Origin of the sequence: Defluviicoccus vanus, assembly GCF_014672695.1 — a bacterium.
Taxonomy (GTDB): Bacteria; Pseudomonadota; Alphaproteobacteria; order Rhodospirillales; family Defluviicoccaceae; genus Defluviicoccus; species Defluviicoccus vanus.
The window spans coordinates 749,043-775,796 of sequence record NZ_CP053923.1 but is presented as its reverse complement, the minus strand read 5'-3'; the positions used below and the strand labels follow the sequence as shown (position 1 = coordinate 775,796).

Below are 26,754 nucleotides of genomic sequence, written 5' to 3'. Positions count from 1 at the left end.
GATCGGTCCTAATCCGGTGCAGTATATGATCTTCCCCGGGGAGGGGGCAAATGTCGGTGCCGCGCGCTTCACAATCGCCACCAACGGCCGATCGGAAAACCGGTGGTGTCTGGCCGGGCCTGATGCGTCGAGCATGCCAGATCGCGCTCGATGCGCTGATGCCGCCGCGGTGTCTCGCCTGCGGCGAGTCCACCTGGACAGCCAACTCGTTGTGCAGCACCTGCTGGCCGAAGCTCCGTTTCATCGATCAGCCCATGTGCGATGCCTGTGGCCTGCCGCTCGAGTATGGGGCGGGCGACCACCTTCTTTGCGGTGGCTGCATGGCTGCCNCGGCCCCCTTCAACCGCGCCCGTGCCGCTGTAGTCTACGACGACGGCAGCAGCCGGCTCATTCTCGGCTATAAGAATGGTGACCGCACCGACGCGGTGCCGGTGTTCGCCCGCTGGATGGTCCGCGCCGGCCGCGACCTTATGGATGATGCCGACGTCCTGGTGCCGGTGCCGTTGCACTGGACGCGGCTGCTGGCGCGCCGATTCAATCAGGCGGCGCTGCTGGCACACGCTATTGGCCGCCAGACCGACGTTGGCGTCGCCCCCGACGCGCTGATCCGGCAGCGGCGGACGAAGAAGATGGGCACCCTCGGTGCCAGGGCGCGTGCGCGCAGCGTCGCTGGCGCCTTCGCACTGCGGCCAAGTGCGGCGCGACGCATCGAGGGGCGCCGGGTCGTGCTGATCGACGACGTTCTCACCACCGGTTCGACGGCGGCCAACTGCACCCGGGTACTGCTCGCGGCTGGTGCGGCGAGGGTCGACGTGCTGGCTTTGGCTCGCGCCGTGCGCGATCTGACGACGCAACTGTAATTGGCGGCTTGGCCAGTGGTTCCTGCCGGGCCTATATGCAGGCAAACAGCGGAAGGGACCTGCCAATGGCGACCGTCGAAATCTACACCAGCCCCTTGTGCGGCTACTGCCACCGTGCCAAGGCGCTGCTGACGAAAAAAGGGTGTCGCGTTCAGTGAAATCGATGTCACCGATGTGATCGGCGCCCGCGACGAGATGGTGCGCCGCGCCGGTGGTCTGCAAACAGTGCCGCAGGTGTGTTCGACGGCACCCACGTGGGAGGCTCGGACAAGCTTGCCGCGCTTGATCGCGCCGGCGAACTGGACCGTCTGCTCGGTCTGGCGGCGTGAGCGGGAGATGACCGCGTCCTTTCGCGTTGCCTGTGTGCAGACCAATTCAGCGCGCACCATCGCCGAGAACACGGCTCCGGTCGGCGACCTCATCCGTCGGGCGCGCGATGCCGGCGCCGATCTGGTGCTACTCCCGGAAAACGTCAGCATGCTGGAGCCGATCGGCCGGCTGTTGCGCGAAAAGACGCCGGAGGAGGACGCGCACCCCGGCCTGGCCACCTTCCGCGACGTGGCACAGCAGACCGGCGTGTGGCTGCTGATCGGCTCGCTCGCGGTTGCTGTCGGCGACGGCAAGGTGGCAAACCGTTCGCTGCTGGTGGATGCCACCGGCGCCATCGTCGCTCGCTACGACAAGATTCACCTGTTCGACGTCGATCTCGGTGGAGGCGAGAGTTATCGCGAATCAGCGACCATTGCCGCCGGCGATCGCGCCGTCGTTGCCGAAACGCCCTGGGGCCGCCTCGGCCTCAGCGTTTGTTACGACCTGCGCTTTCCCCATCTCTATCGGGCGTTGGCGCAGGCGGGGGCCGATTTCCTGTCGATCCCGGCGGCCTTCACCCGCACCACCGGCCGCGCCCACTGGCATGTGCTGCAACGTGCCCGCGCCATCGAGAACGGCACCTTCGTCTTTGCGCCGGCGCAATGCGGCACCCACGCCGAAGGCCGCGAAACCTACGGCCATTCGCTGATCGTCGATCCGTGGGGCGAAGTCCTGGCCGATGGCGGCGAGGAGGTGGGCATCATCGTTGCCGAGGTGGATCCGGCGGCGGTGGCCAGGGCGCGGCAGCGCGTTCCCTCGCTGCAGCACGATCGTCCCTTCACCTGACGTACACCGTGACGTACCTCGGCGGCTGAAGTTCTCTGCAAGATTGACGGCATGGTCCTGCTGCGTCCATGCATGAACGGCACAATTATGCGAGGGGAATCGATTTCAAACCAGTGATTGCAATGGTGGGCGCGACAGGGATTGAACCTGTGACCCCTGCCGTGTGAAGGCAGTGCTCTCCCGCTGAGCTACGCGCCCGGTCGCGCATGGCGATCCGTCGGCGCAATAAAGGCGCTCGCGTCGGGACTGTCAAGCAATCGCCGCACGCTGCAGACGCTCGATCGCCCTCGGCAACTCGCCGAGGTCGTCAACCACCGCATCGGCGCCGAGCGCCGCCGCCGGCTGCGTCGCATAGCCGCCGGCACGCAGCATTACCGGCATACCCGCCGCACGGGCCAGCCTCACGTCGGTGATGCTGTCGCCGATCATCACCGCCGCCGCCGCGGAGACACCACAGGCGGCAAGAATCGGCGCCAGCATCTGCGGGTCGGGTTTGCGCGCCCCTGGCACGCTGTCGCCGCCGATGATCATCGTCAGCTGACGATCGAGGCCGAGACGGGTAAGGATCGTCCGCGCATGCGCTTCCGGCTTATTGGTGCAGACCGCCAGACGATAGCCTGCTGCCGCCAGCGTCATGAGGGCCTCCGCCGCGCCCGGATAGGCGACGGTCGCCCGGGTCAAATTGGCGGCATAAGCGCCGAGAAACGCCGCCAGAGCCCCCTCCAGGTCATCCTCAGCATCGCCCCCGGCGGCAAGCAAGGTGCGTTCCATCAGCCGTTTCGCGCCTTCGCCGATCAATGGAATAAATGCCTCGACGGCGAGCGTTCGCAGGCGCCGGGCGGCGAGCACCTGATTGGCGGCGAAGGCAATGTCGGCAACGCTATCGACGAGGGTTCCGTCGAGATCGAAAATGATGACCTGGATCACACCCATTGCCTGTCCTTTTGTGTTTAAGTGCCGCCCGTGGCAACCTCCCGTCGGAGGTCCTTGCGGGGGATAGATCGACCGACGCCTGTTGGCAACGTCCGGCTTTGGTCCCAGGCTTTGGTTCTCCGTTATTGGTCCTCTGGCAGCGGCAACATCGGGCAAGTCGGAACCGTCGCGCGTTCCCATGCCGTTGGATGAAAGGTTCGACATGAGTACACGCGAGAGCGCAGTTATCATTCTGGCTGCCGGACTCGGAACGCGGATGAAATCTGCCTTGCCAAAGGTCATGCATGCCGTCGCTGGCCGGCCGATGATCCAGTCGGTGATCGGCACAGTGGCATCGCTGGCGCCTGCGCGAATCGTCGTCGTTGTCGGCGAAGGGATGGCCGACGTTACCAAGGCAGTGGCGCCGCACCCGACGGTGGTGCAGGAACCGAGGCTCGGTACCGGTCACGCGGTGATGGCGGCGCGGTCGTTGATGGATGATTTTGCCGGCGACGTCCTGATCTGCTACGGCGACACCCCCTTGATTGCGGCTTCGAGCTTGCAGCGTCTGCTCGCGGCGCGGGCGGCCAACCCGTCACCGGCGGTGGTGGTGTTGGGATTCCGCCCCGCCGACCCTGGCGCCTATGGCCGGCTGGTGGTCGCCGACGACGGCAGCTTGGAGGCGATCGTCGAGGCCAAGGATGCCAGCCCGGCGCAGTTGACGATGCCCTGGTGCAACTCGGGCGTCATCGCCGTCGATGGCCAGCTGCTGTTTTCCCTGCTCGACCGGCTGGATAATCGCAACGCCAAAGGCGAATACTACCTCACCGACATCGTTGCCATCGCCCGCGCTGCCGGCCACCTCTGCCACGTGGTCGAGGGCACTGAGGACGAACTGCTGGGGGTGAATTCGCGTGCCGATCTGGCGCGCGCCGAAGCCGTGGTGCAGGCGACGCTGCGGCAGCAGGCGATGGCGGACGGAGCGACGCTGGTCGATCCATCCAGCGTATATTTCAGTTGGGATACTCGGCTCGGCCGCGACGTGGTGGTGGAACCCAACGTCGTCTTCGCGCCTGGCGTCACCGTCGGTGACGGGGTGACGATCCGTCCCTTCTGCCACTTCGAGGGTGTCGACATCGCCGCCGGGGCGCAGGTTGGGCCCTTCGCCCGCCTCAGGCCCGGTGCCAAAATCGGCGAGGGCGTGCATATCGGCAACTTCGTCGAGGTCAAGAATTCCGTGGTCGAGGCGGGGGCGAAGATCAACCACCTCACCTACATCGGCGATGCGGATATCGGCGCCGGTGCCAACATCGGCGCCGGGACGATCACCTGCAACTACGACGGCTTCTTCAAGGATCGCACCGTCGTCGGTTCGGGGGCGTTCATTGGTTCGAATACGTCGCTGGTGGCGCCGGTAACGATCGGCGATGGTGCCATCATCGGTGCCGGCAGCGTCATCTCCCGCGATGTGACCGCCCACTCGCTGGCCCTCACCCGAGGACCACACGCGGAAAAGCCCGGTTGGGCTTCGGCGTTTCGCCAACGGCGGGCTGCCGAAAAAGCGAAGCAGCAGAAGTAGTCCTCCCAAGTAAACGGGATCGAACGCGCATGTGCGGTATCATCGGTATTATCGGCAAGGCACCGGTCACCCCTCTCCTCCTAGACGCCCTGAAACGGCTCGAATATCGAGGATATGACTCGGCCGGCGTCGCCACACTCACCAACGGCTCGATCGTACGCCGCCGGGCGCAAGGCAAGCTCGCCAGCCTCGAGCAGTTGCTGGAAGCGGAGCCACTGCCCGGCACGATCGGCATCGGTCACACCCGCTGGGCGACGCATGGGGCGCCGACGGAGAACAACGCCCACCCGCACGCCGACGACCGCGTTGTCCTTGTCCATAACGGCATCATCGAAAACTTCCTCGAACTCCGCCGCCAACTCACCGCCAAAGGCTGCCGGTTCCTGACCGAGACCGACACCGAGGTGGTGGTCCATCTGATCAGCAGCTATCTCGGCGAAGGATGCACGCCACAGGAGGCGGTGCAGGCATCGCTGGCGCGGATCGAAGGCGCCTTCGCGCTCGCCATCCTGTTTGCCGGCCATCATGACCTGATGATCGGCGCCCGCCGTGGCAGTCCGCTCGCCATCGGTTACGGCGACGGCGAGATGTACCTGGGCTCGGACGCGCTGGCGCTGGCGCCCTTGACCACCCGCATCAGCTATCTGGAGGAGGGCGACTGGGTGGAAGTGCGCGCCGACGGCGTTTCCATCCACGATGCCAGCGGCGCCGATGTCAACCGTCCGATCAAGATGACCGCCACCTCGGGGGCGCTGATCGGCAAGGGCAACTTCCCTCACTTCATGCTGAAGGAAATCTACGAGCAGCCGACGGTGATGGGCGATGCCCTGCACGCCCTGCTCAATCCGTGGAACCAGCTGGTGGCCATGCCGCCGTTCCCCTTCGATCTCACCCGCGTCACGAAGGTGACGATCATCGGCTGCGGCACCTCCTATCATGCCGGGCTGGTGGCCAAGTACTGGTTCGAGACGGTGGCGCGCATTCCCACCGAAGTGGATATCGCGTCCGAGTTCCGCTATCGCGGCGCCGATATGCCGCAGGGTGGCCTCGCGGTGTTCATTTCCCAGTCGGGCGAGACCGCTGATACGCTAGCGGCGCTGGCCTATGCCCGCAAGCAGGGACAGCACATCATTAGCATCGTTAACGTCGCCGAGAGCTCGATGGCCCGCCAGTCGGATGTCAGTCTGCTGACGCAGGCCGGCCCGGAGATCGGCGTTGCCTCCACCAAGGCGTTTACCACCCAGCTGACTGTGCTCGCCTGTCTCGTTATCGCCCTCGCGGCGCGGCGCGGCACCATCGATCGCGAGACGGAGCAGCGGCTGTGCCGGGCGCTGACCGAAGTGCCGAGCCGCAGCAACGACGTGCTCAACCACGACCAGCGGCTGGCGGAGATCGCTCGCCAAGTGGCCGAGGCTCGCGACGTCCTCTATCTCGGGCGTGGCACCGGCTATCCGATCGCCCTCGAAGGCGCGCTGAAGCTGAAGGAAATCAGTTATATCCACGCCGAGGGCTACGCCGCCGGCGAGATGAAGCATGGGCCGATCGCGCTGATCGACGAAAACATGCCGATCATCGTCATCGCTCCTTCGGACAATCTGTTCGACAAGACAGCCTCCAACATGCAGGAGGTGATTGCTCGCGGTGGCAAGGTGATCTTTCTCTCCGACAAGGCCGGCATCGAGAAGCTGGGCGACGTTGCTGCCGCCACCGTCGAACTGCCGGAGGTGGATCCCTTCGTAGCTCCCATCCTCTACACCATCCCGGTTCAACTCCTCGCCTACCACGTGGCGGTGCTGAAGGGCACCGACGTCGACCAGCCGCGCAACCTCGCCAAGAGCGTCACCGTGGAGTAGTCGCGCGCCCGGCCGGCGACGGAATCGGAGGACATGGCGGCCTCACGGCGGATAGCCGTAGCCTAGCAGCCTGTCGGACTTGCGTCTCGGGCGTCGCCGGACCTGCGTAGGGATCGGTGCGTCGGCGCCTCTGTCAGCGCCATTTTGGGCGGTGCGGTCGCGCTGGCGCGCCTGCGGAACTGGCCGCGCAGGCTAGACGGCGCGGCTGAGGGCGAACATCCGCTTCAGGTTCCATGCCATGGTTACAAGCCTCCACTCGCCACGGGCGGCATTGAGCCCGCGCAGCAGGGACTGCCGGAACCCCAGCACGGACTTGATGATGCCAAACACTGGCTCGGGCGTCTGCTTGCGCAGGGCGTAGAGCGCGCGGCCCTGCGGCGTGCGCAGCCGATACGCCATCGCCTGAACCGGGGTGGGGTCTTCGGGCGCCGGTGGCGCCGCAGCGAAGCGCTCTTGCAGGCTGAGATGATGCGCCTCGCGACCAAGTGCGATCAGCGGTTCGATCCCGCCGGCCACACAGGCCTGCACATTCGCCTCGCTGAAGTAGCCATTGTCCGCCAACAGCATGTCCGGCCTGCCGAGCACGTCCGGCAGAGTGCCGATCTTGTCCAGCATGGGTGTAAGCTGCTGCTTGTCGTTGGGCGCCTGCACCACGTCGGCGACCACCACCAGCAGACTGCCCGCCGCCACCGCCGCCTGCGCATTGTAGCACTGCTCAAAACCGCCGCCCGCCACCGCCATGATGCGGCTTTCCTCGTCGGTCAGATTGATCTGATCCGTGGGCAGCGGCGTCGCCACCGGCGGCTTCGGCTCACGGCCCGTGGGCTTCTTGCCGGTGGCCGCTGCCTTGGCGTCCCGTGCTGCGAGTTTCGCCTGATGGTCTGCCTGCTCCCGTTCGAAGCGTTCCTTCGCGCGGGCCTCGATCTTCGCCCGGGCCTCGGCGAGCCTGGACAACCGTTCCTCACGTCGCGCCAATTCGTCGGGGATCGACATGCCGTCAGCGATGTCCACCTGGTCCGCCGCTTCTGCCTTGGCCATGAGATCGGCCACTTCGGCCTGCAGTTGGGCCTCCAGCTTGCCCGCATGGTCATAGGACAGCGCGCTGTGCCGGCTGGCATTGGCGTGGACCTTGGTCCCGTCGAGCCCGACCGTTCCCAGCTTCAGCACGCCCATCTCGCGCGCGAGCACCAGCACCTGGACGAACAGCTTCTCGATCTGCGGCAGAAAGCGTCGGCGGAACGCGGCGATGGTGTCATGGTCCGGATGATCGTTCGCCGCGATGAAGCGGAACGCCACGCTGTCATAGGTCGCCCGCTCCAGCTTGCGGCTGGAGAACACCCCGGTGGCGTAGCCGTAGATCAGAATGCCCAGCAGAAGGCTGGGGTGGTAGGACGCTTCCCCAGAGCCACGGTAGCTGCCGGTCATCGGCCGCAGATCCAGCCCCGCGATCACCTCCACCACGAACCGCGCCAAGTGCCGCTGCGGAAGCCACTCGTCCACCGACGGCGGCATCAGAAATCCGCTGTCGCGGTCGATCGGGCGGAAGTTGCTCATGCCGAAGAGGTCCGGGCCGGGGGCGTGAATCCATGCCCGGATTCTATAACCCACAGCTCCGCCTCGCGTTAAGTCCGACAGGCTGCTAGGGCCTGTTGAGATTCAGGATTCCATCCTTGGCTTGATTGTGATTCAAGCTATGGATGGAACGTTTTGTACTGACAGACGCCCAATGGGCGAGAATGGAACCGCACTGCCTGGGCAAGCCAACGGACGCGGGTCGCAGCGGCAGAGACAATCGGCTCTTTGTCGGGGCGGTTCTGTGGGTGGTTCGCACGGGCAGTCCCTGGCGTGATTTGCCGGCCTTTTTCGGCAACTGGAACACCGTCTTCAAGCGCTACCGAGACTGGGTCAAAGCCGATGTTTTCATTCGGCTTTTCGAGGCTTGCTCGGATGATCCCGATATGGAGTACGCCATGGTCGACGCCACCATCGTCAAGGTCCACCGCCATGGCCAGGGCGCAAAAGGGGGACTCAGAGCCAGGCCATAGGGCGCTCCAAGGGCGGCATGACGACCAAGATCCTGGCCCTGACCGATGCCCTGGGCAATCTCGTACGCTTCGCACTCCTGCCGGGCCACCGCTTCGATACCGCCGGCGTTGCCCCGCTCATCGACGGCCTCCAATTCGACGCTTTCATCGCCGACAAAGCCTTCGACAGCAACGACATCGTCGCTGAGCTCAACGAGCGCGGCGCCAAGATCGTCATCTCCCAGCATCCGCGCCGGACCAAGCCTCTCCCATTCGATGCCGAGATGTACAAATGGCGCCATCTCATCGAAAACTTCTTCTGTAAGCTCAAAGAGTTCAAGCGCATCGCCATGCGTGCCGACAAAACAGACCAAAGCTTCAGCGCCAATATCTATCGTAAGCGGAGCTCTGACCCCACGTTGCGGCCGGTGATTGCTCGCGGATGATGGCGGCTCCCAGGACGGAGGCGCCGCGTGGATCGTTTGCCAAGTAAGGTGCCAATTAATTGGCAAAGCGCCCGTCAGGGCGAGGTACTGCCGTGGGGTGAGCGGCGGCGGCGGTGGAGCTGGGAGGAGAAGGCGCGGATCGTCGCCGAAAGTTTCGCCCCCGACGCCGTGGCGAGCGCGGTCGCCCGCCGGCACGGGCTGCACCGCAACCAGCTGTATGCCTGGCGGAAGGAGTTGCGCCAAGCGGCGGACGCGGCGACGGCGGACGCGGTACCGCTCGACTTCGTGCCGGTAGTGGTGAGCGAGGGGCGTTGTCCAGCCGGCAGTCCGGCGATCGAGATCGAGCTTGCCGGTGCTCGGGTGCGGGTGTCGCCGGGCGCCGATCCGGTGCTCCTGGCGGACGTGCTCCGGACGCTGAAGGCGCTCGGATGATCGTCCCGCCTTCAGGCGTCCGGGTGCTGGTGGCGACGCGGCCGGTCGACTTCCGCTGCGGCGCCGACCGACTCGCTTCGATCGTGCAGACGGCGCTGGGGCACGACCCCTTCTCCGGGACAATTTACGTCTTCCGTTGCAAACGATCGGACAGGCTGAAACTGCTCGTCTGGGACGGCAGCGGCTTGGTGATGGTGTGGAAACGGCTGGAGGCAGGCGTCTTTCGCTGGCCGCCGGTGACCGGGGGCGTGATGCGGCTGTCGGCGGCGCAGCTGGCGGCGCTGTTGGATGGCCTCGACTGGTCGCGGATGCACGCGCCGCGTCTCGGTCGACCGAAGAAGGCACAATAGGCTGTGCCGGCCTGCCGGGGAAGCCACAAGAACTCTGGTAAGCGTCTGGCATCGTGCTTAGAATCGCCGCTCATGACCGACCTCGACGCGATCCCCGACGATCCTTCCGCGCTGCGCGCCGCGCTGCTGGCGATGCGGGCCGAGCTCGCCGCCGAGCGGGCCCTGCGCCGCGGGCTGGAGGACCGGAACGAGCGGCTGCAGCACTTCATCCGCCAGCTGCAGCGGATGCAGTTCGGAAGGCGGTCGGAGGCGCTCGACCCCGACCAGCTGAACCTGGCGCTTGAAGACCTCGAGCAGGCGGTGGCGGAAGCCGACGCCGAGGCGGAGAAGGCCGATCCGCCGCGACGCGAGGCCCGCGCCCGCGAGCGGCGGCAGAACCGCGGCACCCTGCCCGGACATCTGCCGCGGATCGAGGTGGTGATCGAGCCGCCGACGACCATCTGCCCGTGCTGCTCCGGTGCGATGCACATCATCGGCGAGGACCGCTCCGAACGCCTCGACGTGATCCCGATGCGCTGGCAGGTGATCGTCACCCGCCGGCCGAAGTACGGCTGCCGCGCCTGCGGGAGTGCTGTGGTGCAGGCGCCGGCGCCGCCGCGGCTGATCGAGGGCGGCCTGCCCACCGAACGGCTGGTGGCGCACGTGCTGGTGGCGAAATATGCCGACCATGCGCCGCTCTACCGCCAGGCACAGATGCTCGCCCGGCAGGGTATCGCCCTCGACCGCTCGACGCTGGCCTCCTGGGTCGGCACCGCGGCGGCCGAGTTGAAGCCGCTGTGGCGGCTGCTGCGCGACGATCTGCTCGGCTCGGCGAAGCTGTTCGTCGACGAGACGCCGGCACCGGTGCTCGATCCCGGCCGCGGCCGGACGAAGACCGGCTGGTTCTGGGCGATCGCCCGCGACGACCGGCCGTGGGGCGGCGCCGATCCGCCGGCGGTGGTGTTCACCTACGCACCCGGCCGCGGCCACGCGCACGCGGCCACGCTGCGCTGAAGGACTTCCGCGGCATCCTGCAGACCGACGCCTATGCCGCCTACAAGGCGGTGGCCGGGGCTGCGGGCGACGAAGCGGCTGCCGGGTCCGCCGACGGCGGCGTCCTCCTCGCCCACTGCTGGGCACACTGCCGCCGGCGATTCTACGAGGTCGCACAGAAGCGGCCGGCGCCGATCGCCCATGAGGCGCTGCGGCGGATCGCCGCGCTGTACGAGATCGAGGCGGAGATTCGCGGCAGGCCCGCCTGCGAACGGCGAGCCGTCCGGCAGGCGCGGACGAAGCCGCTGCTGGACGCGATGCGGCCATGGCTCGAGCAATGCCGGGCGCAGCTGTCGAAGAAGTCGCCGCTGGGCGAGGCGATCGGCTACCCGCTGAACCAGTGGGAGGGGCTGACCCTCTTCCTCGACGACGGCCGGATCGAGATCGACTCGAACGTCATCGAGCGCTCAATGAGGCCGATTGCTCTCAATCGCAAGAACGCACTCTTCGCCGGCCATGACCTGGGAGCGGAAAACTGGGCGGTGCTGGCGTCATTGATCGAGACCTGCAAGTGGCACGCGGTCAACCCGGAAGCCTGGCTCGCCGACGTGCTCGCCCGCCTCGTCTCCGGCTGGCCGAACCGCCGCCTCGCCGAGCTCACCCCCTGGGCATGGAAGGCCGAGCAGGACGCCCTCCACCGCGCCGCCGCGTGACCCATTCCGCTGCGGCCGAGGTCAAGACCGAGCACTCTGGCAAGCGAAAAGCAGGTGCGGCCGGAGCTTTGCTTACTATCTATCTCGTCGCCGCCGTCATAAACTCACGGTGAATCTCAACAGGCCCTAGGGCAAATACCGTATCGGTCGGATGAAATATCCCGACAGAATGAAAAAAATTATCAACATAATGCTGCAGCCATTCGGGCTACGTAAGCTCATCTTTATCGAACAAAAACTATTAAATCCATGTTCGCTGCCATATATGCTGTTTTATAGGATCATATAACCACCAATTGTATTTGTGTATATCATTATTTATTGCGTCTGTGCAGTTATAATACTGTAAATTCCATATTTCTTCATCGGTTGATACCACAACGACACGATCTACACTGTCTTGGAAACGGTTATGGAGTATGTTTGCGGCATAAAGAATAGGAATAGCTGGAGTTGCCAATGACGAACTCCACTCAAGCACAAGAATTGCAAATGCTCCACGTAATCTGCATTCTGCGAGCTTTGGCGCCTTCCTTTCAAAGGCTCTGTAAATAACGGTAACACGCTCCCTACTTTCGTTAACGAACAACATTCTCTCAATATGAAAAGTTTTGAGTGACCTGTTGCTACAAAAATGCAGGGGATAGCGGCCTAGCCTTATTGGAACCGATCGCCGTCCAATGTTAGATCGACCCATTATTACATTGTCTGGAAATGCATTCCCCAACGATGGGGCAACCATGACCACCCAATCTTTGATTTGATTTAAAAAATGGGAGACATTTTTGCTATTGAAGAAATTTACGCGGGCGGGCACCCAAAGCTCCCAATCCGAATCACTCGGGAGAACTTTAGATAAGTAATCTTCGAGTTTCTCAATAGGCTCCTCAAGAATATTCCGCCAATTAGCGTCAGCATTATATTCATTATCGAATGCTTGTATTGCTGTATGCTCCACCGCATATTGCGTATCAGCGACAGTAAAATGACGATCCACTGCAGGTAGATGCCGTTCAACTCTGTCAGGTGTCCAGATATTCTCTGCCCTTCCACCAGTTAGAGACTCGCATAGACGCATAACCGCGTCAATAACCTGTTCCTCGCGGCGGTGCGGTGTCGGTTGGACTCGCTCCCAAAATAAGGTGTTCAAGCTTATACTACCCTCTATTCTGCTGTGCGCGTCGTAGCAGTATAGAAGTTGGATCGGAGAGGGAACGCGACAAATTCCCATCTGGCGATGATATAAGTCTAATTCCAGATTGCAGTCCCCGCATTCCGCCTCGCTCCGGCAGGCTACCAATTATTGTCTGAAGCTTACAGTACACGTGCATTGTCTGTGCCATGGCGTTGGCTTCTGGAATCAAATGATTCCTGCCAATAGCCGCACAGATTTAGATTGACGCGATTCCCACACTGTAGCGCTTTGCCGCTGGCGGCGTTCGTCTGCTGAGACTCGCGTTTCCAGGCGACCACGGGAGCGGAGAGGGCGATGCTTCAGGATGGCGAACTGCTGCGTGACCACGGCTACGTCGGTGGACAGTGGATCAAGGCCGACTCCGGCGAGAGCTTCGCCGTGGTTGACCCTGCGGACGGACACGAGGTCGGCCGGGTGCCGATGATGGGCGCCGCGGAGACGCGGCGGGCGATCGATGCTGCGGCCGCCGCCGGCCCCGAATGGCGGGCACGAACCGCGAAGGAGCGGGCGGCGATCCTGCGCCGCTGGTACGAATTGCTGCTTGCCAACCAGGACGATCTGGCGGCGCTGATGACGGCGGAGCAGGGCAAGCCGCTGGCCGAGGCGCGGGGCGAGGTTGTCTACGGCGCATCGTTCATCGAGTGGTTCGCCGAAGAGGCGAAGCGGGTCTATGGCGACACCATCCCGGCCCACCTGCCGGGGCGCCGTCTCGTCGTCACCCGGGAGCCGGTGGGTGTGGTGGCCGCCATCACCCCCTGGAATTTCCCGCTGGCGATGATCACCCGCAAGTGTGCCCCGGCGCTGGCTGCCGGCTGCACCGTGGTGATCAAGCCGGCGGAAGATACGCCGCTTTCGGCTCTGGCGCTGGCGGTGCTGGCCGAACGGGCGGGCTTACCGGCGGGCGTGATCAACGTGGTGACCGGCGACGCCGTCGCCATCGGCTGCGAACTCACCGTCAATCCCATCGTCCGCAAGCTCTCCTTCACCGGCTCCACCGAGGTGGGCAAGCTGTTGATGCGCCAATGCGCCGACACGGTGAAGAAGGTGTCGCTCGAACTGGGCGGCAATGCGCCATTCATCGTCTTCGACGACGCCGATCTGGATGCGGCGGTGGAGGGGGCCATGGCCTCCAAGTACCGCAACACCGGCCAGACCTGCGTCTGCGCCAATCGCCTGCTGGTGCACGACCGCGTCTATGACGGCTTCGTCGCCCGGCTGGCGCAGGCGGTTTCGGCGCTGAAAGTCGGTGCCGGCACCGAAGCCGGGGTGCAGCAGGGGCCGCTGATCAACGAGGCGGCGGCGGCGAAGGTCGAACAGCTCATCGCCGATGCCACCGCCAAGGGCGCGCGTGTCGTGCTCGGCGGCAAGCGGCATCCGCTGGGCGGCACCTTTTTCGAGCCCACCATTCTTGCCGACGTCACCCCGGCCATGGCCTGCGTGCAGGAGGAGATCTTCGGCCCGGTGGCACCACTGATCCGCTTCAGCGCCGAGGCGGAAGCGGTCGCGCTGGCCAATGACACCCCCTACGGGCTCGCCGCCTACTTCTACAGTCGTGACATCGGCCGCGTCTGGCGGGTGGCGGATGCGCTCGAATACGGGATCGTTGGCATCAACGAAGGTATCATCTCCACCGAGGTGGCGCCCTTCGGCGGCATGAAGCAGTCGGGGATCGGCCGCGAGGGGTCGAAATACGGCATCGAGGAATTCCTGGAGATCAAGTATCTCTGCATGGGCGGGCTGTGAACGCCGTGACCCCCGTGCCGTGTCCGCTTAGCTCCCAATAACCGCCTGACTGGACGTCCCGCATGCCTCTATTCGACTTCGATCTTCTGACCATCGGTGCCGGATCCGGCGGCGTCCGCGCGACGCGACTCGCCGGCGGCTACGGCGCCCGGGCGGCGATCATCGAAAAGAGCCGCGTCGGCGGCACCTGCGTCATGCGCGGCTGCGTGCCGAAGAAGCTCCTGGTGTATGGGGCGCATTACAGCGAAGAGTTCAGCGACGCCCGCGGCTTCGGCTGGGAGGTGGGTACGCCCAGCTTCGACTGGGGACAGCTGATCCGGCGCAAGAATGTCGAACTCGACCGCCTGGAGGGCGTCTACCGCGGCATTCTCGAGCGCAACAACGTCCGGCTGATCGAGGGCGAAGGCCGCCTCGTCGATCCGCACACGGTAGAGGTGGACGGCACCCGGCATACGGCGGAGCGGATTCTGATCGCCACCGGTGGCCGGCCGGAGCTTCCGGCGATCCCCGGCATCGAGCATGTGATCACCTCGGACGGGGCGCTCGACCTGCCCGCCTTGCCAGCGCGGGTGGTCATCGTCGGTGGTGGCTACATCGCGGTGGAATTTGCCGGCATCTTTCGGGCCGCCGGCGCTGAGGTGACCCAGATCATCCGCGCCAGCGATATCCTGCGTGGTTTCGACGCCGATGTGCGCAGTTTTCTCGCCGAGCAGATGGAGAAAAAGGGCATTCGCATCCGCCGCGAGACCGTGGTCGCGGCGATCGATGCTACCAATACCGGTTACACTGTCCGACTGGGTGACGGCCATGCGATCGAGACCGATCTGGTTATGTATGCCACCGGCCGCAGTCCCAACACGACGACGATCGGGCTGAAGGAGGTGGGGGTGGCGCTCAATCATAAGCGCGCCGTCATCGTCGACGAATGGAACCGCAGCAGCGTTGCCAGCATCTACGCCGTCGGCGATTGCACCGATCGCAAGAACCTGACCCCGGTCGCCATCGCCGAAGGTCAGGCGTTCGCCGAAACGCACTTCAACAACCGGCCGCGGACGGTCGATTATGCCAACGTGGCGAGTGCGGTGTTCAGCCAGCCGCCGGTTGGCACGGTGGGATTGAGCGAGGAGGAGGCGAGTGAAGTCGCCCCCGTCGACGTCTACCTCACCCGCTTTCGGCCGATGAAGCATACGCTCTCCGGCCGCGACGAGGCGACGCTGATCAAGGTCATCGTCGATGCGGCAACCGACCGGGTGCTCGGCTGCCATATGGTCGGCATGGATGCAGCTGAAATCACTCAAGGTTTGGCGATCGCGCTGAAATGTGGTGCGACCAAGGCCCAGTTCGATGCTACGATAGGTATTCATCCGACGGCGGCCGAGGAGTTCGTCACCCTGCGGGAGAAGCGCCCGGCGCGTGTCCGCACGCATTAGCCATCGTCTGCACGCAACCCAGCTCGGNATGCTATTGCTACTTGCAGCCGCCGGCGCGTGATTGAAATATGAGCGCCGGGTGCTTATAGCCACCGGAGGGACAAACAATCACCAGAGCGAACGGCCATGAGTAACGCTTGGCGCCCCGATAGTTGGCGCAAAAAGCCCATCACCCAGGTTCTGGCTTATCCGGATCCCGAGGAACTAAGCGCAGCCGAGCGGGAGTTGCGGCACTTTCCGCCGCTGGTTTTCGCCGGGGAAGCACGGCAGCTGCGGCGTATGCTGGCGCAGGTGGCAGATGGCCGCGCGTTCCTGCTGCAGGGCGGCGACTGCGCCGAAAGCTTTGCCGAGTTCCATCCCAACAACATCCGCGATACCTTTCGGGTGCTGCTGCAGATGGCGGTGGTGCTGACGTTCGGTGCCGCGGTGCCGGTGGTCAAAGTGGGACGGATCGCCGGTCAGTTCGCCAAGCCGCGTTCGGCCGAGTTCGAGACAATTGATGGCGTCACCCTGCCCAGCTATCACGGCGACATGGTCAACGGCATGGAGTTTGTGCCCGAAGATCGCGTGCCGCAGCCGGACCGGATGATCCGCTGCTACAATCAGTCGGCGGCGACGCTCAATCTGATCCGCGCCTTCGCCCAGGGTGGCTATGCCGACCTGCATCAGGTCCACCTGTGGAATCTCAGTTTCGTTGCCGACAGCCCGCTGGGTCATCGCTATCGCGACCTGGCGGACCGGCTCGACGAGGCACTGCAGTTCATGGCCGCCTGCGGCATCACCTCGGAGAGCGCGCCGCAAATTCGCGAAACCGCCTTCTTCACCTCGCACGAGGCGCTGCTGCTCAACTATGAGGAGGCGCTCACCCGCGTCGACAGCACCACCGGCGAGTGGTACGACACCTCGGCGCACATGCTGTGGATCGGCGAGCGGACCCGCCAGCTCGACGGCGCACACATCGAGTTTCTCCGTGGCGTTGGCAATCCGATCGGCATCAAGCTTGGCCCGACCGTGAGTGCCGACAACCTGTTGCGGCTGATCGACAGCCTTAATCCGCTCAATGATCCGGGCCGGTTGACGCTGATCGTTCGCATGGGCGGCGAGAGGATCCGCGACCTGCTGCCGGCACTGATCCGCGCGGTCACTCGCGAAGGCAAGCGGGTGGTCTGGGTCTCGGATCCGATGCATGCCAACACGGTGATGAGTGCGTCCGGATACAAGACGCGGCACTTCGATCGCGTCCTCGACGAGGTGCGTGCCTTCTTCGCCGTGCACGAGGCGGAGGGCACCTACGCCGGCGGCGTCCACTTCGAGATGACCGGCCAGGATGTCACCGAATGTGTCGGCGGCGCCCAGGCGATCACCGATGCCAGGCTCGGCGCCCGCTACCACACCGCCTGTGATCCCCGGCTCAATGCCAGCCAGGCCCTGGAACTGGCGTTCCTGCTGGCGGAGATGCTGAAGGATGCGCGTCATCGCAGCCGTGCGCGCGCGCCGGGGTATGCCGTTGCCGGCGCCTGACCCCGTTGCAGTGGGCCTGACTGCGGACCTTGAGCCCTCTGTCGCGGTGATTCAGCCGCGCGACCCGGAAATCAGCCGCTGGACCGATCGGTATTTTCTGAAGTCGAAGGAGATTGTCGCTCGCTACGGTGACGTGCAGGTGCGCTACGCCATCTTCATGCGCCGGCCGGTCATTTACACGCCGCGGCTGATGCTGCGCTGGCTTCAGGCGGTAACGGCCGAACGTGGCACGGCGATCGAGATCGATCAGAACTACGAGGAGGGTGACTGGGTCGGTGCTGGTGAGCCACTCCTTTATGTGACTGGCTCCTTCTATCACTTGGTGGATCTGGAGACGTTGCTGCTGCAGAAGTTGGGCGCCGCCTGCGTAACCGCCTACAACGCCTACAGCATGTGCATGGAGATGCCGAAGGTCGCCTTCCTGGCGATGGACGCGCGTCATTGCGTCGGCATCGAGATGGAAGAAATGATGGCCTACGCCACCGCCGTCGGTTCGGAGGCAGCGAAGCGCGAGGCGGGCGCGGCCGGCTTTGTCGGCAACGCCAATGACGCGACGGCGCACTATTTCGGCCGCGCGCGGNGGTTGGGTACGATGCCGCATGCACTCATCGGCTATGCCGGCTCGACGCTGCGTGCCGCCGAGATGTTCGCCGAAACCTACCCGGATGACCCGCTTACCGTGCTCGTCGACTATTTCGGTCGGGAGATCAGCGACAGTCTTGCCGTCTGCCAGCGGTTCGCCGACTGGGCGGCGGCGGGTCGGGTGGCGCTTCGCCTCGATACGCACGGTGGCCGTTTTATCGAAGGCCTCGACCCGCAGGAATCATACGCGGTGCTGGAGCGCCACGTGCCGACGGCGATCCGTCGCTACCGCAGCGATAGCGAGTTGCGCCATCTGACGGGAACTGGCGTCTCGGCCGCGGCCATCTTCTACTTTCGAGAGAAGCTGGACGAAGCCGGCTTTCCCAAGGTCCGGGTCGTCGCGTCGTCCGGTTTCAGCGTCGATAAATGCAAGGTCATGGCGGACGTGGGGGCGCCGATCGATGTGGTTGGCACCGGCTCGCAACTGCCGGAGAACTGGCGGGAAACCTACGCAACCGCCGACGTCATCGCCTATAATGGCGAACCCCTAGTTAAGGTTGGCCGCGAGTTTCTGTTCAACGCCAACAGGCGCCGCACTCCGCGCGGCGGTTGATCGCGCCGAAGAATTCCGCCGGTGCGGCACTCGGAATAGGGATGCTGTTGATCCTTCTCGATGCCGTCCGCATCAGCCCTCGTTGACTTGCCTCGAATGCCTTCCTACCCTCTTGCTCGTCTTGCCCTTCAGAGAATGATCATATGTCGCAGTCGCTTCGGGTCGCCATTGCCCAACTCAATCCCATTGTCGGCGATATCGATGGCAACCTGGAACGCATGCGCCAGGCGCGCATGGCTGCGGGTGACGTTGATCTCGTGGTCTGCGGCGAACTGGCCCTTGCCGGCTATCCGCCGGAAGATTTAGTTCTGAAACGAACGTTTCAGGAGCGCATCCAGGCAGCGGTGTCGCGTTTCGCCGCCGAAACTAAGGATGGCGGCCCGGCCGTGCTCTTTGGCGCCCCCTGGCAGGTCAAAGGCAACCTGCACAATGCCGCCATCCTGGTGGATGGCGGTTTGGTTGCGGCGGCGCGGCTCAAGTACGACCTGCCGAACTACGGCGTGTTCGACGAGAAGCGGGTGTTCGTCGGCGGCCCTCTTCCCGAGCCGGTGCAGTTTCGCGGCGTCAGCCTGGGGGTGATGATCTGTGAAGACATGTGGACGCCCACCGTTACCCGCCATCTGGCGGGGCGGGGCGCGGAGCTGCTGCTCGTCCTCAACGGCTCACCCTTCGAGTTGGCGAAGGAGGAAACGCGACAGCGCTTGGCGATTACCCGGGCCAAGGAAGCCGGCGTACCGCTGATCTATGTCAACCTGGTGNGGNGGCAAGACGAGTTGGTCTTTGACGGCGCATCCTTTGCGTGCTCACCGAAAAGAGGGATCTGCGCGCGCGCGCCAGCCTGGTACGAGGGCGTGACCAAGACCTCGTGGCAGCGTAAAGCCCAGGGCGGGCTCGAATGTGTCGATGCCGCGATGGCGCCGGCGGTCAATGGCGTCGAGTCGGTCTATGCGGCGATGGTGGTCGGGCTGCGCGACTATGTGGAGAAGAACGGCTTTCCCGGCGTCGTCATCGGCCTTTCCGGCGGTATCGACAGCGCGCTGACGGCAGCGGTGGCGGTGGATACGCTCGGTGCCGCGCGCGTTCACTGCGTGATGATGCCATCGCCGTTCACCTCGCAGGAGAGCTTTGAGGATGCAGCCGAGGTGGCGCGAATGCTCGGCGTCCCGCTCGACCACGTGTCCATCGAGCCGGCGATGGCCGCCTTTGACTCCGTCCTCGCGCCACTGTTCAACGGTCGTGAACCGGACGTGACCGAGGAAAACATCCAGGCCCGCTGCCGCGGCCTGTTGCTGATGGCGATCAGCAACAAGCTCGGCCATATGGTGCTGACCACCGGCAACAAGTCGGAGATGTCGGTGGGATATGCCACCCTCTATGGCGACATGTGCGGCGGTTTCTCGGTGTTGAAGGACATCTACAAGACAACGATCTTTGCCCTTGCCCGCTGGCGCAACCAATCGTTCCGGCCGGAGTTTCGTGGCCCCGCCGGCCGGGTGATGCCGGAGCGGGTGATCACCAAGCCGCCGAGCGCCGAATTGCGCGCCAACCAGACCGACCAGGATACGCTGCCGCCCTACGAGGTTCTCGACCAGATCCTGATGGCGCTGATTGAGGACGATGTGGCGGTGGACGAACTGGTGGCGCGCGGCTTCGATCCTGCCATTGTTCGGCGGGTCTGGCGCATGCTTGATCGCGCCGAGTACAAGCGCCGCCAAGCGCCGCCCGGGNTGAAGATTTCCCGGCGTGCCTTCGGCCGCGATCGCCGCTATCCGATTACCAACGGCTTTACAAACCTCGTATGAGCGCCGTCGTCCGCTTCGCGCCGAGCCCGACCGGGCTGCTGCATGTGGGCAATGCCCGCACGGCGCTGTTGAACTGGCTGTTTGCCCGCGCCGCCGCTGGCCGCTTTGTGCTGCGGTTCGATGACACCGACACCGGGCGTTCGCGCGAAGAATACGTCACCGCCATCGAGACCGACCTGCAATGGATGGGGCTGGACTGGTCGCAGGTGTTTCGCCAGTCGGCTCGTCTCGATCGCTATCACGACGCCCTTGCCCGGTTGCAGCAGGAGGGGCGGGTTTACCCCTGCTATGAGACGCCGGAAGAGCTGGACTACAAGCGCTGGCGGCAGATCAATCGCGGTCAGCCGCCGATTTACGATCGCAGCGCGCTCCGCCTCACCGATGCGCAGCGGCGCAGCTTCGAGGCCGAGGGCCGGCGGCCGCACTGGCGATTCCTGCTCACCGCCGATGTTGTCGGCTGGGACGATCTGGTGCGCGGTCCGGTGCAGATGCAGGCCGATCACATGAGCGATCCGGTGGTGGTCCGTGCCGATGGCAGCTTTCTCTACCTGCTGCCGTCGATGGTGGACGACATCGATTTCGGCATCACCCACGTCATTCGTGGCGAAGACCATGTGCCGAATACGGCGATACAAGTGCAGATCTGCCAAGCCCTGGGCGCCGCGGCGCCGATCTTCGCCCACCTGCCGTTGATGACCGATATCGCTGGCAAGGGGCTGTCGAAGCGTCTTGGGTCGCTGACGCTGCGTTCGCTGGCCGAGTCCGGCATTGAGCCGATGGCGGTCAACAGCTACCTTGCCAATCTCGGTTCCGGCGAGCCGCTGTCGGTGTTCACCTCCCTCGACGAACTGGCCGCCAACTTCGATCTGCGTTGTTACGGGCGGGGGACGCCCAAGTTCGACGACGCCCAGCTGAGCGGCCTAAACCAACGGCTGATCCACGAGAGCGCGTATGCGGTGGTCCGGCCGCAGTTGCAGGCGATGGGACTGGTGCACGCGGATGCCGCCTTCTGGGAGGCGGTGCGTCCCAATCTTTCGCGCCTGTCGGAGGCACGCTTCTGGCACGACGTGTGCTTCGGGCGGATCGAGCCAATCATGGCTGATCCGGCTTTCCTCGCGGCAGCGGCGGCGCTGCTGCCGGACGAGCCCTGGAACGGCGAGACCTGGGACGTGTGGACAAAGGCGTTGAAGGCCGCCACCAACCGCAAGGGCAAGGAGCTGTTTCGGCCGCTGCGGCTGGCGCTGACCGGCGTCGAACACGGCCCGGAACTGCGCGCACTGCTGCCGCTGATCGGCCGGCAGGCGGCAGAGCGCCGGCTGCAGGGCCAGGACGACTAGCCGGCGGCTAGCCGCCCCTCGATCGCCATCACCTTAGCGCGGGAGAATAGAGAGTTGGGTCTTCGCCTGTTCAACACCCTGAGCGGCGACAAGGAGCCGTTCGTTCCGCTCGATCCGGCACGGGTCGGCATGTACGTCTGCGGACCCACAGTCTACGACTACGCCCACATCGGCAACGCCAGGCCGGCCGTCGTCTTCGACGTGCTGTTCCGGCTGCTGCGTCATCGCTTCGGCGACGACCACGTCACCTACGTGCGCAACATCACCGACGTCGACGACAAGATCATCCAGGCGGCGGAACGCTCGGGCGAGCCGATTGGTGCGATCACCGCCCGCACCGCCGACGCCTACCACGACGACATCGGCGCGCTGAACTGCCTCCTGCCGACGATCGAGCCGCGCGCCACCGCCCACATCGGCGAGATGCTGGCGATGATCGCCCGCCTGGTCGAACTCGGCCACGCCTACCCGGCCGAGGGCCACGTGTTGTTCGACGTTTCCTCGATGAAGGACTACGGCCGTCTGTCGCGCCGCTCGCTGGACGAGATGATCGCCGGCTCCCGTGTCGAGGTGGCGCCCTACAAGAAAAACCCGTTCGATTTCGTGCTGTGGAAGCCGTCCGAGACGGCGCAGCCCGGCTGGGACAGCCCGTGGGGGCGCGGCCGGCCGGGGTGGCACATCGAATGCTCGGTGATGAGTGGGCGCTACCTGGGCGAAACCTTCGACATCCACGGCGGCGGCCAGGACCTGATCTTCNCCCACCACGAGAATGAGATCGCCCAAAGCAGCTGCGCCCACGCCGGCCGGCCGCTGGCCCGGTTCTGGGTGCACAACGGCTATCTGATGACCGAGGGCGAGAAGATGTCGAAGAGCCTCGGCAACTTCTACACCGTCCACGACCTGCGCGCCGACGTCCCCGGCGAGGCGATCCGCCTCGTCCTGCTGCAGACCCACTACCGCCAGCCGCTGGATTTCACCAAGGACGCGCTCGCGAGCGCGAAGAAGACGCTGGACCGGTTCTATGGCGCTTTACGCGGTGCGCATTTGGAGGGGGCGGCGGAGGCGGCGGTGCCGGCGGGCATCGTCGACGCGCTGGAGGACGATCTCAACACGCCGTTGGCGTTGGCGCGGCTGCACGAACATCTTTCCGCCCTCAACAAGGCGGCGACACCGAAGGAGAAAGCGGACGCCGCGACGGCGCTAGTGGCGGCGGGGCGACTGTTGGGCCTGCTGCAATCCCCGCCCGCGGAGTGGCTGCAGGCGGCGGGAGACGAGGCCGGCCCGTCCGAGGACACCATCCTCACCCGCATCGCCGACCGGGCGGCAGCGAGGAAGCGCAAGGATTTCGCGGAAGCCGACCGGATTCGGGCGGAGTTGCTGGCGGCGGGGGTGGTCCTGGAGGACCGGGCGGACGGGACGATCTGGCGTCGGGCTTAAGTTACGCAAGCGGTAGGGGGCGCGACCTACCAATCTGCGGCGGCGAACAGGTAAAGGTGGATCGCGATCCACCGTACCTGCTACGCTTCATCCGGTCTACGGTAGCTTGCCAGTGTGGTTTCCGTCTCGACGAGTTCTATCCCATTCTCGAAAACGGCAAATAACAGGATGCCACTACGTCCTTTTTCTCTTCGCCACCAAGAGGCACTGCGGACCCGCAAGCTAACAGTCACGATGAGCGACAGGCTCCGCACGCGACTGTGGAAAACCGTAGAGCAGTACGATGAAAGGTTCTACTACCAACCGGATCCTAATGATAATTGGAAAGAATGCACTTCATATATTAATGAGATGGTACCTCAACTTCCTCGCCTTCTTGGGGTTGACCAACTTAGAATTAGAAATAAAGCTAATGGATCCTGGGAATCATGTAGCCTAAGAGATTACTCATTGCGTGGATATCCTTCATTTATGTTCGATGTCATTGAGGTGTTCTATACTTTTTTATCAGATGCACGTTGCGGCGACTTTTCGAAGGATATCAATGATTCCATGATCGACTTCCGTTGCCCATGGCGGTTGTCTGACGGTGAATTTTTTGAGGTCGACTCAGAATTTTTTCATCTTTTGCTTGATAATAGTGCTGATTTCCTTCGTGCTGCTGGTTTCGAAGGGGCTTTGGATGAGTTTCGAAAGGCCCGTTCCGACTTAAGCGTTGGCGACACGAAAGATGCTATTCATAAGGCAAACAATAGCTTTGAAAGCACGCTGAAGGCCATTTTGGGCACCGCTGGAACCGCCAATGACTTGTGCAAGAAATTTCAGAAAAATGGCTTCCTTGACGATGTGCCTGCAGAAGCACGCCCGGTGATTGTCAACCTGCTCACTGGCTTATCTTTTCTGCGGCACAAGCTTGGTGGACATGGTCAAGGTCCTGAGGTCGTTCAGGTTCCCACGCCATACGCTCAACTTGCGGTGACTCTTGCCGGGGCATTTAACTTATTCGCCGTGCAGCAACATCTACAAAAACAACCTAAGCCAGAAACTCGGTCGCCCTCTCCTTGTCTAGATACCGAGATCCCGTTTTAGGAAGTCAGCTCGTAGCTCGTCGGTCAGAATAGCCCCTTGGCGAATTCTGACGGATGATGCGCCGGCCTCACAGGCGATGCTGGCTAGCGTCTCGCGGCGGCGGTCGCCCTTCCCTGCAAATGCCATGCGGGCGGCCCCTCACCCCGACCCTCTCCCGCCACCGGGCGGGAGAGGGAGCTTAACCTCTCCCTCGGGGAGAGGTCGGCGCTCTTGCGCCGGGTGAGGGGGAGCCGTCGCACCTATCCCGCCGCCGGCGTGCTCGAACGTCAGCACGTCAACGATTGCGGACAGCGCGCGTCGGTCGGATTCGCCTTCAGGCACAATCCGACGGATGACTGGCGTCGCCAGAGGCAGAAACAGATCCAGGAATATCTTTGCTGGGGAGTACACTGTGTCCGTTTGCTCGCGACACGGCGGTGGCGCCGTTGCGGTGAGGTCTGGTTGTCGTCACCCATTGAGGCACGCTCGACCAATGTACGAACTTAAAGGAAGTTGCCATTGTGGAAACGTCTGCGTTGAACTTGCGTTGACGCGGCCGCCGAACGAGTACAATCCGCGGGCGTGCGATTGCGACTTTTGCCGCAAACATGGCGCTTCCTATGTGTCCGATCCGAACGGCTCCTTGGTTATCCACGTAAGAGACGAGAAATTTCTGCACAGGTATCGGCAGGGCAGCAGTACGGCCGATATGGTTTTCTGCGGCAACTGTGGTGTCTTAATAGGAGGGGCCTATAAAACAGCAGAAAACGTTTTTGCGGCGATAAACGTCCTGATCATTGACGGCGGGGTGAAATTTGGGAAGATAAAACCCGTCTCCCCAAAAGAACTCAACGCTGCTGAGAAGGTTGGGCGCTGGACAGAACTGTGGTTCGCCAATGTCCTTTTGACAGAACCGATTCATAACCAATTGCTTGACGACATCTTATACAAGCCCGCGTCGGTCGGATTACCTTTCAGGCGTAATCCGATGAATGGCAATGTTCGTTGGGAAGGCGATGCCGTCGCATATCGTCCCCGGCGGGTCACCTCCAGGTATCGCCATGCTAGCAGCCTGTCGGACTTGCGTCTCGGGCGTCGCCGGACCTGCGTAGGGATCGGTGCGTCGGCGCCTCTGTCAGCGCCATTTTGGGCGGTGCGGTCGCGCTGGCGCGCCTGCGGAACTGGCCGCGCAGGCTAGACGGCGCGGCTGAGGGCGAACATCCGCTTCAGGTTCCATGCCATGGTCACAAGCCTCCACTCGCCACGGGCGGCATTGAGCCCGCGCAGCAGGAACTGCCGGAACCCCAGCACGGACTTGATGATGCCAAACACTGGCTCGGGCGTCTGCTTGCGCAGGGCGTAGAGCGCGCGGCCCTGCGGCGTGCGCAGCCGATACGCCATCGCCTGAACCGGGGTGGGGTCTTCGGGCGCCGGTGGCGCCGCAGCGAAGCGCTCTTGCAGGCTGAGATGATGCGCCTCGCGACCAAGTGCGATCAGCGGTTCGATCCCGCCGGCCACACAGGCCTGCACATTCGCCTCGCTGAAGTAGCCATTGTCCGCCAACAGCATGTCCGGCCTGCCGAGCACGTCCGGCAGAGTGCCGATCTTGTCCAGCATGGGTGTAAGCTGCTGCTTGTCGTTGGGCGCCTGCACCACGTCGGCGACCACCACCAGCAGACTGCCCGCCGCCACCGCCGCCTGCGCATTGTAGCACTGCTCAAAACCGCCGCCCGCCACCGCCATGATGCGGCTTTCCTCGTCGGTCAGATTGATCTGATCCGTGGGCAGCGGNCGTCGCCACCGGCGGCTTCGGCTCACGGCCCGTGGGCTTCTTGCCGGTGGCCGCTGCCTTGGCGTCCCGTGCTGCGAGTTTCGCCTGATGGTCTGCCTGCTCCCGTTCGAAGCGTTCCTTCGCGCGGGCCTCGATCTTCGCCCGGGCCTCGGCGAGCCTGGACAACCGTTCCTCACGTCGCGCCAATTCGTCGGGGATCGACATGCCGTCAGCGATGTCCACCTGNNGTCCGCCGCTTCTGCCTTGGCCATGAGATCGGCCACTTCGGCCTGCAGTTGGGCCTCCAGCTTGCCCGCATGGTCATAGGACAGCGCGCTGTGCCGGCTGGCATTGGCGTGGACCTTGGTCCCGTCGAGCCCGACCGTTCCCAGCTTCAGCACGCCCATCTCGCGCGCGAGCACCAGCACCTGGACGAACAGCTTCTCGATCTGCGGCAGAAAGCGTCGGCGGAACGCGGCGATGGTGTCATGGTCCGGATGATCGTTCGCCGCGATGAAGCGGAACGCCACGCTGTCATAGGTCGCCCGCTCCAGCTTGCGGCTGGAGAACACCCCGGTGGCGTAGCCGTAGATCAGAATGCCCAGCAGAAGGCTGGGGTGGTAGGACGCTTCCCCAGAGCCACGGTAGCTGCCGGTCATCGGCCGCAGATCCAGCCCCGCGATCACCTCCACCACGAACCGCGCCAAGTGCCGCTGCGGAAGCCACTCGTCCACCGACGGCGGCATCAGAAATCCGCTGTCGCGGTCGATCGGGCGGAAGTTGCTCATNGCCGAAGAGGTCCGGGCCGGGGGGCGTGAATCCATGCCCGGATTCTATAACCCACAGCTCCGCCTCGCGTTAAGTCCGACAGGCTGCTAGGGCGTTTTTCTCCGAGTTCGCGCGTGTCGGGGTAAGCGTGGCGATATTGCATGCACCGCGGCCGTAAGCGTGCGCGCAAT

The 26,754-nt window shown here is 64.1% G+C and carries 20 protein-coding genes, 1 tRNA gene and 2 pseudogenes; 18 read left to right on the top strand and 5 right to left on the bottom strand.

Features of this window, described 5'->3' with window-relative positions; genetic code table 11:
* Nucleotides 1-50 precede the first annotated feature (50 nt).
* The 3 genes from HQ394_RS03505 (at nucleotide 51) to HQ394_RS03495 (ending at nucleotide 2,015) form a co-directional block, all read left to right on the top strand.
* Nucleotides 51-860, top strand: coding sequence for a ComF family protein (locus HQ394_RS03505; RefSeq protein WP_223291819.1), 810 nt, complete (start codon nucleotides 51-53; stop codon nucleotides 858-860).
* Between the two features lie 65 nt (nucleotides 861-925).
* Nucleotides 926-1,018 carry a glutaredoxin domain-containing protein gene (locus HQ394_RS20640; RefSeq protein ID WP_317628987.1) on the top strand — a complete coding sequence of 31 codons (93 nt, stop codon included), beginning with the start codon at nucleotides 926-928 and terminating at the stop codon, nucleotides 1,016-1,018.
* Nucleotides 1,019-1,196: 178 nt separating this feature from the next.
* A complete protein-coding gene (locus tag HQ394_RS03495) occupies nucleotides 1,197-2,015 on the top strand; it encodes a carbon-nitrogen hydrolase family protein (protein ID WP_190263100.1) in 819 nt (272 codons plus the stop codon).
* A gap of 123 nt (nucleotides 2,016-2,138) precedes the next feature.
* Here the strand turns inward: HQ394_RS03495 and HQ394_RS03490 are convergent.
* Together HQ394_RS03490 and HQ394_RS03485 are read right to left on the bottom strand one after the other, a co-directional pair.
* Nucleotides 2,139-2,213: transfer RNA gene (locus HQ394_RS03490), tRNA-Val, on the bottom strand.
* A 51-nt stretch (nucleotides 2,214-2,264) separates the two neighbouring features.
* Nucleotides 2,265-2,948: an HAD-IIIA family hydrolase gene (locus HQ394_RS03485; RefSeq protein ID WP_190262047.1), complete on the bottom strand. Its 684-nt coding sequence runs from the start codon at nucleotides 2,946-2,948 to the stop codon at nucleotides 2,265-2,267.
* A gap of 202 nt (nucleotides 2,949-3,150) precedes the next feature.
* Here HQ394_RS03485 and glmU point away from each other — a divergent pair, with 202 nt between their 5' ends.
* Nucleotides 3,151-4,506, top strand: a complete 1,356-nt coding sequence (glmU, locus tag HQ394_RS03480; RefSeq protein ID WP_190262046.1) for a bifunctional UDP-N-acetylglucosamine diphosphorylase/glucosamine-1-phosphate N-acetyltransferase GlmU — start codon at nucleotides 3,151-3,153, stop codon at nucleotides 4,504-4,506.
* Nucleotides 4,507-4,535: 29 nt separating this feature from the next.
* Nucleotides 4,536-6,359 (top strand): glutamine--fructose-6-phosphate transaminase (isomerizing), encoded by a 1,824-nt coding sequence (glmS, locus tag HQ394_RS03475; RefSeq protein ID WP_190262045.1) that lies wholly within the window; start codon nucleotides 4,536-4,538, stop codon nucleotides 6,357-6,359.
* Between the two features lie 192 nt (nucleotides 6,360-6,551).
* On the opposite strand, the gene HQ394_RS03470 is transcribed toward glmS, so the two are convergent.
* Nucleotides 6,552-7,913, bottom strand: coding sequence for an IS1182 family transposase (locus HQ394_RS03470; RefSeq protein ID WP_190262044.1), 1,362 nt, complete (start codon nucleotides 7,911-7,913; stop codon nucleotides 6,552-6,554).
* A 143-nt stretch (nucleotides 7,914-8,056) separates the two neighbouring features.
* Between HQ394_RS03470 and HQ394_RS03465 the strand changes: the two genes are divergently transcribed.
* The 4 genes and pseudogenes from HQ394_RS03465 (at nucleotide 8,057) to tnpC (ending at nucleotide 11,296) form a co-directional block, all read left to right on the top strand.
* A protein-coding gene (locus HQ394_RS03465; RefSeq protein ID WP_190262043.1) for an IS5 family transposase occupies nucleotides 8,057-8,829 on the top strand; the annotation gives its coding sequence in 2 pieces (ribosomal slippage) (nucleotides 8,057-8,387 and nucleotides 8,387-8,829; 774 coding nt in all).
* A 48-nt stretch (nucleotides 8,830-8,877) separates the two neighbouring features.
* The gene (gene tnpA / locus HQ394_RS03460) at nucleotides 8,878-9,261 is read left to right on the top strand and encodes an IS66-like element accessory protein TnpA (RefSeq protein WP_190260387.1); all 384 of its coding nucleotides are present in this window, start codon (nucleotides 8,878-8,880) and stop codon (nucleotides 9,259-9,261) included.
* Nucleotides 9,258-9,611: an IS66 family insertion sequence element accessory protein TnpB gene (tnpB, locus tag HQ394_RS03455; protein WP_190260124.1), complete on the top strand. Its 354-nt coding sequence runs from the start codon at nucleotides 9,258-9,260 to the stop codon at nucleotides 9,609-9,611. The genes tnpA and tnpB overlap by 4 nt, the downstream gene beginning before the upstream one ends.
* A 72-nt stretch (nucleotides 9,612-9,683) precedes the next feature.
* Nucleotides 9,684-11,296: pseudogene (gene tnpC, locus HQ394_RS03450) on the top strand (IS66 family transposase).
* A gap of 241 nt (nucleotides 11,297-11,537) precedes the next feature.
* Here tnpC and HQ394_RS03445 read toward each other — a convergent pair.
* A complete protein-coding gene (locus HQ394_RS03445; protein WP_190262042.1) occupies nucleotides 11,538-12,446 on the bottom strand; it encodes a hypothetical protein in 909 nt (302 codons plus the stop codon).
* A 339-nt stretch (nucleotides 12,447-12,785) separates the two neighbouring features.
* Between HQ394_RS03445 and HQ394_RS03440 the strand changes: the two genes are divergently transcribed.
* From HQ394_RS03440 to HQ394_RS03400, 9 genes are all read left to right on the top strand, one after another.
* On the top strand, nucleotides 12,786-14,234 hold the full coding sequence (locus tag HQ394_RS03440; protein WP_190262041.1) for an NAD-dependent succinate-semialdehyde dehydrogenase: 1,449 nt from the start codon (nucleotides 12,786-12,788) through the stop codon (nucleotides 14,232-14,234).
* Nucleotides 14,235-14,296: 62 nt separating this feature from the next.
* Nucleotides 14,297-15,664: a glutathione-disulfide reductase gene (gor, locus tag HQ394_RS03435; protein WP_190262040.1), complete on the top strand. Its 1,368-nt coding sequence runs from the start codon at nucleotides 14,297-14,299 to the stop codon at nucleotides 15,662-15,664.
* Between the two features lie 126 nt (nucleotides 15,665-15,790).
* On the top strand, nucleotides 15,791-17,185 hold the full coding sequence (locus HQ394_RS03430; protein ID WP_190262039.1) for a class II 3-deoxy-7-phosphoheptulonate synthase: 1,395 nt from the start codon (nucleotides 15,791-15,793) through the stop codon (nucleotides 17,183-17,185).
* Nucleotides 17,166-18,380 (top strand): nicotinate phosphoribosyltransferase, encoded by a 1,215-nt coding sequence (locus HQ394_RS03425; RefSeq protein ID WP_456151525.1) that lies wholly within the window; start codon nucleotides 17,166-17,168, stop codon nucleotides 18,378-18,380. Before HQ394_RS03430 ends, HQ394_RS03425 begins: the two co-directional genes overlap by 20 nt.
* Before the next feature lie 143 nt (nucleotides 18,381-18,523).
* Nucleotides 18,524-20,182, top strand: a complete 1,659-nt coding sequence (locus HQ394_RS03420) for an NAD+ synthase (RefSeq protein ID WP_190262038.1) — start codon at nucleotides 18,524-18,526, stop codon at nucleotides 20,180-20,182.
* A complete protein-coding gene (gltX, locus tag HQ394_RS03415) occupies nucleotides 20,179-21,519 on the top strand; it encodes a glutamate--tRNA ligase (RefSeq protein WP_190262037.1) in 1,341 nt (446 codons plus the stop codon). Before HQ394_RS03420 ends, gltX begins: the two co-directional genes overlap by 4 nt.
* Nucleotides 21,520-21,573: 54 nt before the next feature.
* Nucleotides 21,574-22,956, top strand: coding sequence for a cysteine--tRNA ligase (gene cysS / locus HQ394_RS03410; protein ID WP_190262036.1), 1,383 nt, complete (start codon nucleotides 21,574-21,576; stop codon nucleotides 22,954-22,956).
* 471 nt (nucleotides 22,957-23,427) lie between these two features.
* The gene (locus HQ394_RS03405; RefSeq protein WP_223291818.1) at nucleotides 23,428-24,045 is read left to right on the top strand and encodes a hypothetical protein; all 618 of its coding nucleotides are present in this window, start codon (nucleotides 23,428-23,430) and stop codon (nucleotides 24,043-24,045) included.
* Nucleotides 24,046-24,517: 472 nt separating this feature from the next.
* A complete protein-coding gene (locus HQ394_RS03400) occupies nucleotides 24,518-25,222 on the top strand; it encodes a GFA family protein (RefSeq protein ID WP_190262034.1) in 705 nt (234 codons plus the stop codon).
* Here the strand turns inward: HQ394_RS03400 and HQ394_RS03395 are convergent.
* Nucleotides 25,219-26,583 (bottom strand): annotated as a pseudogene (locus HQ394_RS03395) (IS1182 family transposase). The gene HQ394_RS03400 and the pseudogene HQ394_RS03395 overlap by 4 nt on opposite strands.
* Nucleotides 26,584-26,754: the final 171 nt, after the last annotated feature.